Annotated in this window: 12 protein-coding genes; 3 read left to right on the forward strand and 9 right to left on the reverse strand. The window is 66.3% G+C overall.

What is annotated here, in order from left to right:
* Positions 1–7 precede the first annotated feature (7 nt).
* The 6 genes from phbB to FBY20_RS14930 are packed head-to-tail and all read right to left on the reverse strand — an operon-like array spanning position 8 to position 7,726.
* Positions 8–754 carry an acetoacetyl-CoA reductase gene (gene phbB, locus FBY20_RS14905; protein WP_056325172.1) on the reverse strand — a complete coding sequence of 249 codons (747 nt, stop codon included), beginning with the start codon at positions 752–754 and terminating at the stop codon, positions 8–10.
* Positions 744–1,199 carry a hypothetical protein gene (locus FBY20_RS14910; protein WP_338128449.1) on the reverse strand — a complete coding sequence of 152 codons (456 nt, stop codon included), beginning with the start codon at positions 1,197–1,199 and terminating at the stop codon, positions 744–746. The genes phbB and FBY20_RS14910 overlap by 11 nt, the downstream gene beginning before the upstream one ends.
* 49 nt (positions 1,200–1,248) lie before the next feature.
* Positions 1,249–2,373 (reverse strand): ABC transporter permease, encoded by a 1,125-nt coding sequence (locus FBY20_RS14915; RefSeq protein WP_142053109.1) that lies wholly within the window; start codon positions 2,371–2,373, stop codon positions 1,249–1,251.
* Position 2,374: 1 nt separating this feature from the next.
* Positions 2,375–5,110: a ribosome-associated ATPase/putative transporter RbbA gene (rbbA, locus tag FBY20_RS14920; protein WP_142053111.1), complete on the reverse strand. Its 2,736-nt coding sequence runs from the start codon at positions 5,108–5,110 to the stop codon at positions 2,375–2,377.
* Positions 5,110–6,177 carry an HlyD family secretion protein gene (locus FBY20_RS14925; RefSeq protein WP_142053113.1) on the reverse strand — a complete coding sequence of 356 codons (1,068 nt, stop codon included), beginning with the start codon at positions 6,175–6,177 and terminating at the stop codon, positions 5,110–5,112. The genes rbbA and FBY20_RS14925 overlap by 1 nt, the downstream gene beginning before the upstream one ends.
* A gap of 43 nt (positions 6,178–6,220) precedes the next feature.
* Positions 6,221–7,726 carry an efflux transporter outer membrane subunit gene (locus FBY20_RS14930; protein WP_142053115.1) on the reverse strand — a complete coding sequence of 502 codons (1,506 nt, stop codon included), beginning with the start codon at positions 7,724–7,726 and terminating at the stop codon, positions 6,221–6,223.
* A 194-nt stretch (positions 7,727–7,920) separates the two neighbouring features.
* Here FBY20_RS14930 and FBY20_RS14935 point away from each other — a divergent pair, with 194 nt between their 5' ends.
* Positions 7,921–8,562: a TetR/AcrR family transcriptional regulator gene (locus tag FBY20_RS14935; RefSeq protein WP_142053117.1), complete on the forward strand. Its 642-nt coding sequence runs from the start codon at positions 7,921–7,923 to the stop codon at positions 8,560–8,562.
* 74 nt (positions 8,563–8,636) lie between these two features.
* Positions 8,637–10,247 (forward strand): EAL domain-containing protein, encoded by a 1,611-nt coding sequence (locus FBY20_RS14940; RefSeq protein ID WP_370458340.1) that lies wholly within the window; start codon positions 8,637–8,639, stop codon positions 10,245–10,247.
* Here the strand turns inward: FBY20_RS14940 and kch are convergent.
* Complete coding sequence (gene kch / locus FBY20_RS14945) at positions 10,224–11,435, reverse strand: voltage-gated potassium channel protein (RefSeq protein ID WP_056325187.1); 1,212 nt, start codon at positions 11,433–11,435, stop codon at positions 10,224–10,226. The genes FBY20_RS14940 and kch overlap by 24 nt on opposite strands.
* 424 nt (positions 11,436–11,859) lie before the next feature.
* Complete coding sequence (locus FBY20_RS14950) at positions 11,860–12,675, reverse strand: response regulator transcription factor (RefSeq protein ID WP_142053119.1); 816 nt, start codon at positions 12,673–12,675, stop codon at positions 11,860–11,862.
* A gap of 570 nt (positions 12,676–13,245) precedes the next feature.
* Here FBY20_RS14950 and FBY20_RS14955 point away from each other — a divergent pair.
* Positions 13,246–13,644, forward strand: a complete 399-nt coding sequence (locus tag FBY20_RS14955; protein ID WP_142053121.1) for a helix-turn-helix domain-containing protein — start codon at positions 13,246–13,248, stop codon at positions 13,642–13,644.
* Here FBY20_RS14955 and FBY20_RS14960 read toward each other — a convergent pair.
* The gene (locus tag FBY20_RS14960) at positions 13,625–14,770 is read right to left on the reverse strand and encodes an acyltransferase (RefSeq protein WP_056325194.1); all 1,146 of its coding nucleotides are present in this window, start codon (positions 14,768–14,770) and stop codon (positions 13,625–13,627) included. The genes FBY20_RS14955 and FBY20_RS14960 overlap by 20 nt on opposite strands.
* Positions 14,771–14,844: the final 74 nt, after the last annotated feature.

A 14,844-nucleotide genomic window follows, 5' to 3' on the forward strand; every position in this document is an offset into this window, starting at 1 on the left:
GGCCGCATCAATACATATGCTGGCCGCCATTCATGGCCACGTTGCTGCCCGTCATGAAGCCGGCCGCATCGCTGCAGATGAACGCGACGAGCGCGGCGATTTCATCGGGTTCGCCCAGCCGCCCCACCGGGATCTGCGGCAGGATCTTTTCCTGCATGACTTCCGGCGGCACGGCCTGCACCATCCGCGTGGCCAGATAGCCGGGCGACACCGTGTTCACCGTCACGCCCTTGCGGGCCATTTCCAGCGCCAGCGACTTCGTGAACCCATGAATGCCCGCCTTCGACGCAGCGTAGTTGGTCTGCCCGAATGCGCCCTTGCTGCCGTTCACCGACGAGATGTTGACGATGCGGCCCCAGCCCCGATCCGCCATCGGACCGCACAGCGGCTGGGTCATGTTGAACATGGAATCCAGATTGCTGTGCATGACGTCCGCCCAATCCTGCGCGCTCATCTTGCGCAGGCTCGCGTCGCGCGTGATGCCCGCGTTGTTCACCAGGATGTCGATCTGGCGGCCGTCCTCTTCGAGTCGCCGGGCCAGCGCCTGGCAGGCGTCGAAGTCCGCCACGTCCACCTTGTACGAGGAAAAGGTTCGGCCTTTCGCCGCTTCTTCCTTGATCCAGCCGCGCGTGGCGGCCTCGCTGGAATGGTAGGTGACGATGACGTCGTGGCCCGCGTCGTGCAGCGCCACGGCGATGGCGCGGCCCAGGCATCCGGTGCCGCCCGTGATGAGCGCGGTGCGCTTAGAGGTCATGGCGGCCTCCTTGCTGGTTGGCGTCCTGCATGGCGGCGCAGGCGGCCGCCATCTGCTTGGTCATCACGGACCACATCTGCGCGAGCGGTGAATTGTCGGCAGCCGCGCCGTTGGCCTGCTTGAACCATTCGCACATCGCTTCGCCCACGCCGGCGGCCAAGGTGGCCTGCTCCTGCAGCGCCGCGTGCGTGAGGGCCTGGCTGGCTTCCAGCTGGGTCTGCCAGCGCTTGCGCGCGAGTTCGCCCATGGCGGGCATGGCGTCCTGCCAGTTGGCGGTGGGGGGCAAGGGGGAAAGGGCGGCAAGGCCGGAGCTGTCGCTGGCCAGCCGCTGGCCCATTTCGAGCCAGCGCTGCTGGCTTTCCTGCGCAAGCTGGGCCAGGCGCTGGCAGAAGGCGACGTTGGCGCCGGTCAGGCCATCGGGCAGGGAGGCATTTGCTTTCTTCATCATCCGTCCTTTTATGAAAGTGGTAAGGGGAAACGAATACACACGGGCCTCATGCCATCTGGCTGAGGGTCTTGCGAAAACGCGCCAGGGATAACGCAAACAGGACGGCGCCGATCAGCGCCAGCGCCAGGAAGGGTTGCCATACGACGCTGATGCCCGCGCCGCGATAGAGGATGGCTTGGCCGAGTTCCACGAAATGCGTCGTGGGGGCGGCCAGCATGATGTTCTGCACGAACGCCGGCATGCTTTCGCGCGGCGTGGTGCCCCCGGACAGCATCTGCAGGGGCAAGAGCACTAGTACGAGCAACATGCCGAATTGCGGCATGCTGCGTGCAAGCGTAGCCATGAAAATGCCCATCGAGGTCGTGGCGAACAGGTGCAGCGCCACGCCGGCCAGAAACAGCGCGACCGATCCTTCGATCGGCACGTGCAGCAGGCCCCGCACCACGAACGTCAACGATAGCCCAGCGGACGCCAGTACGACCAGCCCCATCGACCAGACCTTCGCGACCATGATTTCGGTGGGCGTGACGGGCATGACCAGCAGGTGCTCGATGGTCCCGTGTTCGCGCTCGCGGATCAGCGCGGCGCCGGTCAGGATGATGGACAGCATCGTGACGTTATTGATGATCTCCATCAGCGCGCCGAACCACGACTGGGTGAGGTTCGGGTTGAATCGCATGCGCACCGCCAGTTCAACCGGCAGCTCGGTGGGCGCGCGATAGCGCCTGACGAACTCGTTGATCTCGTCGGTGATGATCTGCTGGCTGTAGCTGCTGCCCGTGAACGCCTGGCTCATCCGGGTGGCGTCGACATTCAGCTGGATCTGCGCCGGCCGGCCGGCCAGCACGTCGCGCTGGAAGTTGGGCGGGATGTTGACGGTAAACGTTTGGCGGCCCGCGTCCATGTTGGCGTCCGCCTGCGCCGGGGTCACAAGCTGCGGCGGCGTGAAATGCGGCGGATAGAAAGCCGAGACGATGCGCGCGGACAGCGGCGACTGGTCCTCGTCCACGACGGCGATGGGCGCGTTGTGCAGCGTTTCGGGCACGGCGGTGGCCGCCGTGTAGATCATCAACGTGAACGACACGACGATCAGCACCAGCATCATCGGGTCGCGCGCCAGGCTCCAGAGCTCTTTCACGCCAAGGCGGTAGATGTTCGCCAGGTGCCGCATGTCAGGTCTCCTGCTTTTTCAACAGCAGCGCCGACGCGCCCAGGATGATGGGAATGGAGATCAGCAGCGGCCAGAACGAGGGGTAAAGGTCATGCAGCCCCAACGCCTTGCTGAACACGCCGCGGCTGATGATGAGCATGTGGGTGGCGGGATAGACCTGTCCGATCAGCCGGCCCGCGCCTTCCAGCGACGACACGGGGTTGAGCAGCCCGGCAAACTGCACGGCCGGAACCAGGGTGCCGATCATCGTGAAGAACAGCGCGGCGATCTGGCTGCGCGTGAACGTGGAGGCCAACAGGCCAATGGCGGTGGCCACCACGTTGTAGATCAGCGCGGCGAGCAATAGCGTGCCGAAGCTGCCCTTGATGGGCACGCCGAATAGCGTCACGGCAAGCAGGGCCATCAGCAGGAAGTTCAGCATCGCCAGCGCGACATACGGCGCCTGTTTTCCCAGCAGGAATTCCAGCCGCGTCACTGGCGTGACGTAAAGATTGGTGATCGAGCCCAATTCCTTTTCGCGCACGACGGCCAGCGCCGTCAGCATGGCCGGCATCATCAGCAGCAGCAGCGGAATGACGGCAGGCACCATGGCGGGCAGGCTGCGCACATCGGGGTTGTAGCGGAACCGCGTCTCCACGCTGACGGGAAGCTGCGCGCTGGCGCCCAGCCGCTCGCGCGCCTGCTGCGCCAGCCAGCCCTGATGCATGCCCAGCACATAGCCGCGTATGGTCTCGGCCCGTTGCGGCATGGCCCCGTCGATCCAGACGCCGATCTGCACGGGCTTGCCGCGCTCAATGTCGCGCGCGAAGCCCTGCGGAATCTCGATGGCCAGCGACAGCTCGCCGCTGCGCATGCGCGCGTCCAGGTCCGCGTAATCGGCAATGGGCGGATGTTCGATGAAGTAGCGGGACCCCGACAGATTCAGGCTGTAGTTCTGGCTAAGGCCCGTCTGGTCGCGGTCCATGACCGCATAGCGCAGGTCCTCGACGTCCAGGCTGATGCCGTAGCCCATCACGAACATCAGCAAGAGCGAGCCCAGCAGCGCCAGCGTGGCGCGCACGGGGTCGCGCTGCAGTTCCAGCGATTCGCGCCACATGTAGCTGAACGCGCGATGCAGGCTGAACCCGCGCCGGGCCGGCTGGGCGGGCGGGGCGGCGTCCTCGATGGGTGGCGCCGCGCCCGTGTCGGCCGCAGTGCCGGCGCCTGCGTCGATCAGGTAGGCAATGAAGGCGGCTTCCAGCGAGCTTGCGCCGCGCAAGCGAATGATTTCGTCAGGCGCGGCGCTGACCAGCACCTTGCCCGCGTGCATCAGCGAAATGCGGTCGCATCGCTGGGCCTCGTTCATGAAGTGCGTCGAGATGAAGATCGTGACGTGATCCTTGCGGGCCAGTTCGATCAGCAGGTTCCAGAATCCGTCGCGCGCGACCGGATCCACCCCCGACGTTGGCTCGTCCAGGATAAGCAGCTCGGGCTTGTGCACCATCGCCACGGCAAGCGAAAGCCGCTGGCGCACGCCCATGGGCAGGTTCTGCGGCAGCGCGTCCAGCACGCCGTCCAGCCCGAAGCGCGTAACCATCTCCTGGACGCGCGCGGGGATGTCGGCCTCCGGCACGTGGAACAACCGGGCGTGCAGCACCAGGTTCTGCCGCACGGTCAGTTCGCCGTATAGCGAGAAGGCCTGCGACATGTAGCCCACGCGCCGGCGCGTGTCGATGTTGCGCGGATCGACCTCCTGCCCGAATAAAAAGGCCTGGCCTTCGCTGGCGGGCAAGAGGCCCGTCAGCATCTTCATGGTGGTCGACTTGCCGCAGCCGTTCGAGCCCAGGAACCCGAAGATCTCGCCGCGCCGGATGCGGAAGTTGACGTGGTCCACGGCCACGAAGTCGCCAAAGCGCATGGTCAGGTCGCGCGCCTCGATGGCGATGCCGGCGTCCTCGTCCAGGGCCAGCGGCACGATCTCGACGGGTTTGTGGCCGCGCCGCTTTTGCTCGGGCAGCAGCGCAATGAAGGCCGCTTCCAGCGTCTGCGCGCCGGTGCGGTCCTGCAATTCTGCGGGCGTGCCGGTGGCCAGCACGCGGCCGTCGTCCATGGCGATCAGCCAATCGAAACGCTGCGCCTCGTCCATGTAGGCGGTCGCCACGATCACGCTCATGCCGCGCCGCTGCGCACGAATCTCGTTGATCAGATCCCAGAACTGCGCGCGCGCCAGCGGGTCCACGCCGGTCGTGGGCTCGTCAAGGATGAGCAGGTCCGGATCATGGATCAGCGCGCAGCACAGCCCCAGCTTCTGCTTCATGCCGCCCGACAGCTTGCCCGCGGGCCGGGACAGGAAGGCCGACAGGCCGGTGCTGCGGGTCAGGCTGTCGATGCGGCGGCGGCGCTCGGCCGCGTCATGGCCGAACAGGCGGCCAAAGAACTGCAGGTTTTCTTCCACGGACAAGGTGGGGTAGAGATTCTTGCCCAAGCCCTGCGGCATGTAGGCGATGCGCGGGCAGACGGCCTCGCGGTGCCTTCGGCTGGCCATGTCGCCGCCCAACACCATGACCTTGCCCTGCTGCACGGCCCGCGCGCCCGCCACCAGCGCGAGCAGGCTGGACTTGCCCACGCCGTCCGGGCCGATCAGTCCGACCATGCGTCCGGCGGGAATATCCAGCGTGATGCCGTCCAGCGCCTGGGTCTTGCCATAGCGCAGGCCGACATCGGACAGCGAGGCGACGGGCGGGACGGCCGGGGACATCAGGGCACCTTGACGTCAAGATAGCCGGGCCATTGGGCATCCGGGTCCAGTTTCAGCCACGCCACGCCGGGCAGCCCGGTCTTGACCTGCGTCAGGTGGCGGCGCAGCAGGTCGGGGCTGATCTGCGCCTTGACGCGGAACATCAGCTTCTGGCGTTCGCTGGCGGTTTCGACTGTCTTGGGCGTGAATTGCGCGGTGCTGGCCACGAACGACACCGTGGCGGGAATAACGTATTCCGGCGCGGCATCCAGGATGATGCGAACGTCCTGGCCCAGCGCGACGCGGCCCGCGGCCTGCTCGGGCAGGAAGAACGTCATGTAGACGTCGGCCAGGTCGACCATGTTGAGTACCTTGCCGCCCGCGCCCAGGACCTCGCCCGGCTGCGCCACGCGGTATTGCACGCGGCCGGCGCGCGGGGCCCGTAGTTCGCTGTCGGCGATGTCGGCGTCTATGCGCGACACCGTGGCCTGCGCGGCCGCAATTGCCGATTGGGCACCGACCTGCGCGGCCCGGGCCGCGTCGATGGCTGCGGCGGCTGCCGTGACCTGCGCACGGGCGGCGTTCACCGCCGCCTGCATGCTGCGCACGCGGGCGCGGTCATCGTCCAGTTCCTGGATCGACGAGGCGCCCTCCTTGGACAGCGTCTGCGAACGGGCCAGGCGCCGGCGCGCCGCGTCCAGCTCGCTTTCGCGCTGCACCACGACGGCTTCGGCGGCGCGTTTGTCGCTCTCGCGCTGCGCCACCTGCGCCGCCGCGCTGGCCGCGCCATTGACCGCCTGCTGATGCTGCGCCCGCGCTTCCTCGCGCTGCGCCTGCAGCGTGTCGATCTGCATGCGCGCCAGCGGCTGGCCCGCCGCGACGAAGTCGCCCTCCGTGACCAGCACTTCCTGTACGCGGCCCGCCAGCTTGGTGGCCACGTCGATCTCGGTGGCTTCGATCCGGCCGTTGCCGCTGACAAAGCCAGGCCCCGGCCCGTTGTCCGCCAACATGCGCCAGCCGTAGTAGCCGGCGGCTGCGGCAACCACAAGGGCAATCAGCAAGACCAGTTTTCGTTTGGGTAGAGACATGTCGGCGTGTCCTTGATCTTTGGGCTTTTCAGCGTCGGGCCCGTCAGCGTTGGGCCGTGCCGGCGTCAGGCGCTTCAAGCGCCAGCGACCCGCCGCCCAGCGCGGCATACAGGCCGATGCGGCTGGACAGGAGCGCGCGGCGCGTTTCCACTAGCTGCTGCTGCGCGGCCAGCAGATCCCGTTTGGCGTCGAGCACTTCCAGGTACGGAGAGGCGCCATGGTCGTAGCGCAACTGCGCCAGGCGGGTCCGCTCGGCCTGCGCCGCCACGGTGGCGCGCAGCACGTCTACCTGTTCGGCCAGCCAGCGGCGCGACGCCAGCGCGTCGGACACGTCCCTGAATGCGCTTTGTATGGTCTGTTCGTAGCTGGCGACTGCCAGATCCCGGCGCGCTTCGGTCAGGTCCAGCGTGGACTGCCGGCGGCCGGCATCGAAGATCGGCAGGTTGATGCTGGGCGCGAAATTCCAGGCGCGGCTTCCCCCCGCGAACAGTCCGTCCAGTTCGGCGCTGGCGGTGCCGAAGGCCCCGGTCAGCGTGATGCTGGGCAGAAAGGCGGCGCGGGCCGCGCCGATGTTGGCGTTGGCGGCCTTTAGCCGATGCTCCGCGGCCAGGATGTCGGGCCGGTCGGTCAGCAGGTCGGACGGCAGCCCCGCCGGCAGGTCGCGCATCACGGCCTCGTCATTGAGCCGCGCCGGACCGGCGGGCAGATCCAGCGGCGCACCCACCAGCAATTCCAGGGTGTGCGCCTGTGCGGCGCGCGAACGTTCCAGTTCCGTGCCCAATGCCTTGGCCTGCTGCCACAGCGTCTCGACCTGCGTCAGGTCCAGCTTCGAGATGGCGCCTTCCTCGAAGCGGCGGCGGAAGATGCGCAGCGATTCCGCGCGCGAGTCGATGGTCTCGCGGGTGAGCTCCAGGCGTTCGTCCAGTTCGCGCAACCGCAGGTAGCCGTCCGCCACCTGGGCGATGAGGCTCAGCGTGGCCGCCTGCGCCGCCGCCTGCGTCGATAGATAGTTTTCCAGCGCCGCATCGCTAAGACTGCGCACCCGTCCCCAGAAATCCAGTTCCCAGGTCGCCATGCCCAGGCCGACCTGATACTGGCTGGACACCTGCGGCTGGCCGGTCACATTCAGGTCGCCCGGCACGCGCGCCCGCGAGCCTTGCGCCTGCACGCCCACGGTGGGGAACTGGTCGGAACGTTGGATGCCGTACAGCGCCCGCGCTTCCTCGACCCGCAGCAACGCCGCGCGCAGGTCGCGGCTGTTTTCCAGCGCGGTGGCGATCAGGCCTTGCAGCGCGGGGTCGGGAAAGTAGGACTGCCAGGCGATGCGGGCGGCGGCGGGCGCGGCGATGGACGCGGGCGCCGCCGCGGGCTGGGCGGCGTCCAGCTGTCCGGCTGGCGGCTGGCTGTCGCGGGGATATGCCTGCGGCACCGGCAAGGCAGGGCGTTGGTATTCGGGCGCGAGCGAGGTGCAGCCGGCGGCCATCAGCAGCGTCAGGGCGGCGGCGGCTCGACGAGGAGGTATCGAAGCGGAAAACGCGGTTGCTGTCATGCGGCGGGTCTCCGGCTCGGGGGGCGGAAGCGTCTCGCGCGCGGCAGGCTTTTGGCCTTGCGGCACGGACGGTTCCGGCGCCAGGGCGTGTGCCTATTGTGCCCATCCGGCCGCAAAATTCCTTGACGCGAATCAATTTAGCGACTGACTGGTCGGTATGTAATGGGCGCATCGTGACCCTGGAGCAATCAGACATGGACAGGCCGCGCACTCGCCTGCCGCCGCCGGTACGGATCGGCCAGATCCTGGACGCCGCGCTGCGGGAATTCTCGCGGGCGGGCTACTCGGGCACGCGCATGGACGACATCGCGTTGCGCGCCGGCGTGTCCAAGGGCGGGCTGTACGCGCATTTCGCAAGCAAGGAAGCCATCTTCGAGGCGCTGCTCGAACGCCACCTCGCGCCCGCGCCCCTCGATATCCCGGCCATCGTCGACAGCGCCACCTCGGTGCAGGCATTGGCCGAGCGCATTGCTGATCATCTGCATGAAAGCCTCGCCAATCCCGCCATGATCAGCACGCTGCGGCTGCTGCTAGCCGAAAGCGGCAGGGTGCCGCATCTGGCGGCGCGCTGGCGCCACGAAACCGCCGAGGCGCATCTTGCCGACCTGGGCCGTCTGCTGGCGCTGGCCCGCCGGCGGGGGCTGTGCCGCGACAGCGTTGCGCTGCGCGAACCCTGGCTGCTGCTGGCGCCGGTGGTGCACACCGTGGTCATGGCCGCGCTGCTGGGGCCGGACGACGAGCTCGGCCTCGCGGCGCGCCGCGAGGCCCATGTGGCGATGATCGTCGAACTGTTGGCCCCGGCGGCCCGGCAGCGGCGGGCTGCACGCAGTTCTTGACGCCGCGCCGCGCATGGTGTCCCATCGCATCGATGCACCCGCACTAATGGCCCCTTTACTGCCGCGGAGACCCCTTGCCGACACCAGGCCTGATGGAACGCGTACCGTCGTGGCGTTATCTGCCCGTGGCCCTGGCGCTGGTGCTGCCAGTGATCGTCTGCGTGGCCTGGACCTGGTGGCATGCCCAGAAGGAACAGCGCCATGACGCCGAGTCGGCCGCGCGCATCGTTCAAGTCCAGACGCAACTCATCCTGACGCAGTCCTGGGAACTTCTGGACCGCGTGGCGCCGCTGACCGCCCTGTCCTGCGACGAGGCACTGCCCGATCTGCAACGCTGGGGTTCGCTGAACCCATATGTCCGGTCCCTGGTGCTGGTCCGCGGCGAGCGCATGTATTGCTCGTCGGCGGTCGGCAAGGTCGATTACGCGGTGTCGGAATTTCGCAGATGGTCGGTGGGCGGATCCCCGGACCGCTGGCTCATCACGGTGTCCGGAACTCCGCTGGCGCCGGAACGTCCCGCCGTTCTGTTGGGCCGGCCCGGGGTCGAAGGCCACAGCGCGGTCGTGGTGGTCGACGGCAGGTACGTGCAGGATCTGCTGAACGCGCTATCCAATCTGCGCGATTACCAGATCGACGTGCAAGTGGGAGAGGGCGGCGTGCCCATCCACAATGATCTCAAGGGGGCAGCGGGCGCGCCCCGCGAAGTGATCTACACCGAGACGACGAACCCCGACGGCCGCGCACCCGTCACCCTCAGTGTCAGCGCGCCGGCCGAAGCGGTCGTGCAGGCGTGGCAGCAACTGCTGATGACCTACCTGCCCGCCGCGGCGCTGCTCGGCCTCGGCCTGGCCGTGGCGGCGTTTCGCCAGCAGGTCAACCGCCAGTCCTTCAAGGAGCAACTGCGCCGCGCCATTGTCGCTGATGAATTCCGCGTGCATTACCAGCCCGTTTTCGGCCATGCGGTGGGCCAGTGCAGCGGGGTCGAGGCCTTGTTGCGCTGGGACCGGCCGGGCGTGGGCGCCGTGCGGCCCGACGTCTTCATCGCCGCCGCCGAAACCAATGGCATGATCGTCCCGCTGACGCGCCATCTGTTCGCGCTGATTGAGCGGGACATGCGCGACTGGGACACGCCGCCCGGCTTTCATGTGGGCGTCAACATTGCCGCCGCGCATTTGTCCTGCCCCGAATTCACCGGCGACATCGAGCGCTTTGCGGCCAACATCGCCCAGCGTGAACCGACCCTGGTGCTGGAGATCACAGAACGCAGTCTGGTCACCGACGACGGGCAGGCCCGGCGCAATATCGAAGCGTTGCGCGCGCAGGGCGTGCGCGTGGCCATCGACGATTTCGGCACCGGCCATTGTTCGCTGTCGTATCTGCAGCGGTTTCCGGTGGACTACCTGAAGATCGACAAGGGGTTCGTGCATGCCATCGAACCCACGGGCGAAGACGCGCCGGTGCTGGACGTCATCATCACACTCGCGCACCGGCTGGGTCTGGCGGTGCTGGCCGAGGGCGTCGAAACCGACCTGCAGTTCCGCTATCTCAGCGGCCGCGGCGTGGCGTTCATCCAGGGTTACCTGTTTGCGCGGCCCATGCCGTCGGATCAATTCGTGGCGTGGTATGCGCGGCACGCGCCGTTGGGCGAGCCGCAGCTGCGGTCAAGCGGGCTTGGCGTCGGTTGATGGCTTGGCGAAGAACAGGTCGGTGATGGCCTGGCTGTCCATGGGCTCGCCGTTGATCGCGCGGGTCAGCATTTCCGCGCCCAGCAGTTGCACCGAAAACACCAGGTCGGGCTGCACCCGGCGGATCTTTTCGAGGTGCTTGCTGGTGTTGACCAGCGCCACGGTCTTGGCGCCGTCCGCGCCGGTTGCTTCCTTGGCGGCCAGCACGATGAACGCATTCTCGGCGTCGTCGTCGCGCAGCGCCAGCACATAGCGCGCCCGCGCCACGCCCGCTACGTGCAGCACGTCCACGCTCGAGGGGTCGCCTTCGATCAGGTCGGTGGCGGCCGGGTAGTCGTGCGCCACGCCGGTCGGGACGATGACGGTGACTTCTTCGTTGCGGCTGCGCAGGCCCTGGTAGACGCTCAACGCGAGGGGCGTGGCGCCGGCGATGATGATGTGGTTCTTTCTCATGGCCGAGGAAAACCTGCCTTTGACGAGCCGTTTCAGGTTGCCGCCGATCACCGGGCCGGCGATCGCGCTGACGGAGGTTGCGAAGACGGTGATGCCGAGGATGATAATCGACGCGGTGAACAGCCGCGCCGTGCCGCTGTGCGGCGTGATGTCGCCATAGCCCACCGTGGACATCGAGACGATCGAAAAGTAGAGCGCGGTGCCGGCATCCAGGATGGGCGGATTGAATTCGTTGCCCAGGTATAGCGTGCCGAACACGGCGTAGATCATCAGCGACAGCACGCTCACCAGGGCGAAGAGCGACCCGGCCGTCACGCTGGCGCGGTCGAAACGGCGCCAGTAGGCCACCAGCGCGATCACCAGCACCAAGGTATAGATGCCCAGTCCCGCGCGGCCGCCATCGCCCAGGATGGCGAACGTGCCGATGCCGATCAGCAGCACCAGCGAGAACGCCCACGCAATGCGCGCTTTCAGGATCAGACCCAGCGCAATCACCTGCAGGCCCACGCCAAGCACCAGGCGCGGAATCTCCAGCAACCCGACCACGCGCATGATCTCGTGCCAGTTGTCCAGCGCAAGCCAGAACGAATATTCGCGTGCGCGGACTTCGCGCAGCACCGGGTGCATGAAGGCGTATCCGTCCAGCGCCACCAGGAAGGCGAGGCACCAGTTCGGCGGGAAGAACGCCAGTATCTTACGGAGCCGATGGCGCAGGGGAGGCTGGGGCAGGGGCATCGAGGGCACAAGCTTCCTATATCAATATGGTATGGAAGACTATCAACAAAGAATTACTGCAAACGCTTCCGAGGTCATAAACTTTCCTCATCAGGCGGCTATCCGGAAGGAACACCGCCGATATGGCAGTAAAGCCTACCAGCAGTCAGGGTGGACGAATTGCCACGCGTTGATCACGTTGCAGCCAGTGCAGGGACTAGAGACCCGGCGCGGGCCACGGTTGGACCGTGCGTGAGTAGTATGAGGCACGAATGTTGGAATCGCGTGATCCAGGTAGAAGGCATCGGTGCCGGCCGATGACTCCGGGTTCACGTGTTGTTTTAGCGCGGCGTCTTACCCTTCGGGGGCAGCGCCGCGTTTTTTTCGCCCGGCGATTCGCGCCGGGCCACCCTTGCAGCCACGCGTGGCGCGTCCGCTGCTTCGGTTACACGGACGCGTTCGCGTCCGCTTCTTCGCTGCGCCAGGCGTCTCGCCCGTCGGCGCGCGGGGTCGGCGCCGTGACCCGGTATTCCAGATCCAGCGTGATGTCGGCCGCAAACATGTAGCCCCATCCGTGCACCGCGCGGATCGGCAGCGTCATCTGGTTGGCCGCGGCCTTGCGCCGCAATCGGCTGATCATCACATCCACAAAGCGCCGGCGCGTGATGCCGCTGTCGGCTTCGTCTGCCCCATCGGCAAGAAATGCGTCGCGGCTGACCTTGCGGTCCGGCGCGTTGACCAGTCTGGACAGGAAGTCGCGTTCGCCCGTCGTCAGCCCCAGCGTCCTGCCCTTGGGACTGATGAGTGTCCACCCCTTGTTCGCCAGCCGCCAGCCTTCCTGGGCCGATTCCTCGGCCGTGTGCGGATCCGCGCCGGTCTCCAGGCCATCCAGCCCGACCGCGCGACGCACCAGCGCCTGCAGGACGGCTGCGAGTTCCAGGCCCGTGACATGCGGCGGCAGACACGCGTCCGCCCCGCACAGCAGCGTGCGGATGCGGCTTTCGGCGTCGAGGAATGGAGCGATGGCCACGATGCCCAGGCTGCGGTCGATCGCGCGCAGGCGCACGGCGGCGTTGTGCACATCGGGAAGCGGCGCTTCCAGGACCACCAGCGGGCTGGGCCGGCGGGAAAATCTGTCGTAGACGTCCACCAGATCGGCGCAGCGGCGGACGTTGAATCCCAGATGGGACAGGGACTCGACCAGTCTGGCATGCCTGGCGTCGTCGCTGCCAAGAAAAATGACATCCAGCGTGTTGTTCATTGATGCTTCCAATGAGGCGGCGCGGGCAGGCCGTGGGCGCCAGGAAAATGCCGGACGCCTGGCTCATGCCATGCCGTTGCCGGCCGTTGTGGGCGCGAGTCCTCATGGGAGGCACGCCTGTGTTTCATTTAAACACGGGCGTGTTTTTTTGTGAAGATACGTTTCTATGGTTTCGGACAGTAACAGTCCGTCCGGGGAGAAATTCGCCTGCAGCCATTGAAACGGCGTTTGATCCCCAATTTGCATCAGAAAAGTATTATGTATTACCGATACATTATTTTCTCTTCCGCCAGCGGCCGCGCTCATAAACTCATGCGTCTTTTTTGCTCACTGCGCTTGTCGCAGGCCGGCTCGTGGGGCCGGCGCGATGACTGGTGAAGTATTGCAAGCCGATGAAATATATGAATTTTTTAAGGGCGGCTTGCATCGGAAGGGGCGCGTACGCAGCAGCTTGTACGCGGGGCCAGGGGGGCCTCACGGCGATTTATGGATTAGCCCGGAAATAGGGGCCTAATCCGTTTATTTGGCCGCGGAACTGAAATGCTTTAATCAAATAAAACCAAACAATTAATGTCTCGGGTTGATCGATTGGACACGTTTAGCCATCGTCTGCGCAACGCAAGAATGCTTCAGGGATGGACTCAAAAAGACTTGGCGGTCGCAAGCAACCTGTCGCAAAGCGCCATCGGCAACTACGAAAGCGGGCAGCGCCAGCAGCCTTCCAGCGATGCGCTCATCAAGCTGACGCGCGCGCTGCGCGTCAATCCCTTGTGGCTGAGTACCGGCGAAGGCCCCATGGTGGACGCACCGCACGGACACACTGCAGCCGGCTCCGCCGCCGAGACCCCCAACCCCGCCGCCTGGCCCTTCGAGACGATCTCGTATTCGGCCTACGCCCGCCTCAGCCAACAGGAAAAGCGGCAGATCGAGCTGGTGCTCAGCGCCTACATCAAGGCACGCGGTGAATAGTCCCTATTGGCTGCGCGGGCGCTTGCGGGCGCCGCGAGGCGTCCGCGGGCGCGGTGCCGCCCGCCGGATCGGTACGTAGACGGCTGCGCAGGCGCTCCACCGGATCCGCGATCAGGTAGTTCAAGACGGCCGAGAATCCGATGCAACCCGTGATCGACATGGCCGCAAACAGCATGGGCTGGTGTTCCTGCACGTCGTGCATCAGCCAGCTGAACGCCATGATCACCAGCATGTGACAGATGTAGAGCGGATAGCTCAACTCGCCGATTGCCTTGTCCAGCCGGTGGCGCGACTGGAACAGGAACGCCAGCGGCAGCAACGCGGCAAACAGCAGGACAGCCAGGCCATCGCGCACGGTCGGATTGATCCCGATCGAGAAATGCGCCACGACGTAGAGGAACAGGATGCCCGTGCCCAGCTCGGGCAGGCGCTTGACGCGCTGTGTCCACGCCTTCATTCGCGGCAACACCACCTGGTGCGACAGCGAGCCGATCAGGAACAGCGCCAGCTCCGTGGGGAAGAACCGGTAGGTCCAGGGATCGGAACGCCCGACCCCGGTCCAGATCAGGATGGCGCGCAGGGCGAGCGATGCCGCCAGCAACGCCAGCAGCTTGCGCGGCGAACGCAGGATGAACGGCGCCACCAGGTAGAAGCTCATTTCGACGCCCAGCGTCCAGGCCTGCGGCACCAGCAGGCCCTTGTACAGCGGCACGTCGCTATTCGCGAAGCTGCCCGTGAAGGCCAGGGCCGAGTCGCGGATGCCGAAGAACATCAGCCAGTCCTGCCCGAAGATGAAAAGGTTCGACAGGAACAGGAAGACTTCGGCGCTGAAGGGCAGGGCTTCGTAGATGCGGAAGAACGAGCCGCCGCTCACGATGTGGGCCGTGAGCGTCAACGCCGCCACCGACAGGTAGATGGGGAAAAGCCGCAGGAAGCGGTTTGCGTAGAATTTGCCGGTGGCGCCCTGGTAGTGGTCCGTGGCCGTCAGCACGTACGAGATCAGGAAGCCGGAGATGACATAGAAGAGCTGCACGGCAAGCCTGCCGCCGACCAACTGGTCGGCGTAGCCGCCACCCAGATGGTCCAGCACCACTGACAGTGCCAGTAAGGTTCTCAAAAAGCCCATCGCGCATCTCCCCGTTGGATATTGTTCTCAGGCCCGATGGGCCGGACACTGCGCATGCGGTCGTCGCGGGCTCC

Source organism: Achromobacter sp. SLBN-14, from assembly GCF_006715415.1.
Lineage (GTDB): Bacteria > Pseudomonadota > Gammaproteobacteria > Burkholderiales > Burkholderiaceae_B > Achromobacter > Achromobacter mucicolens.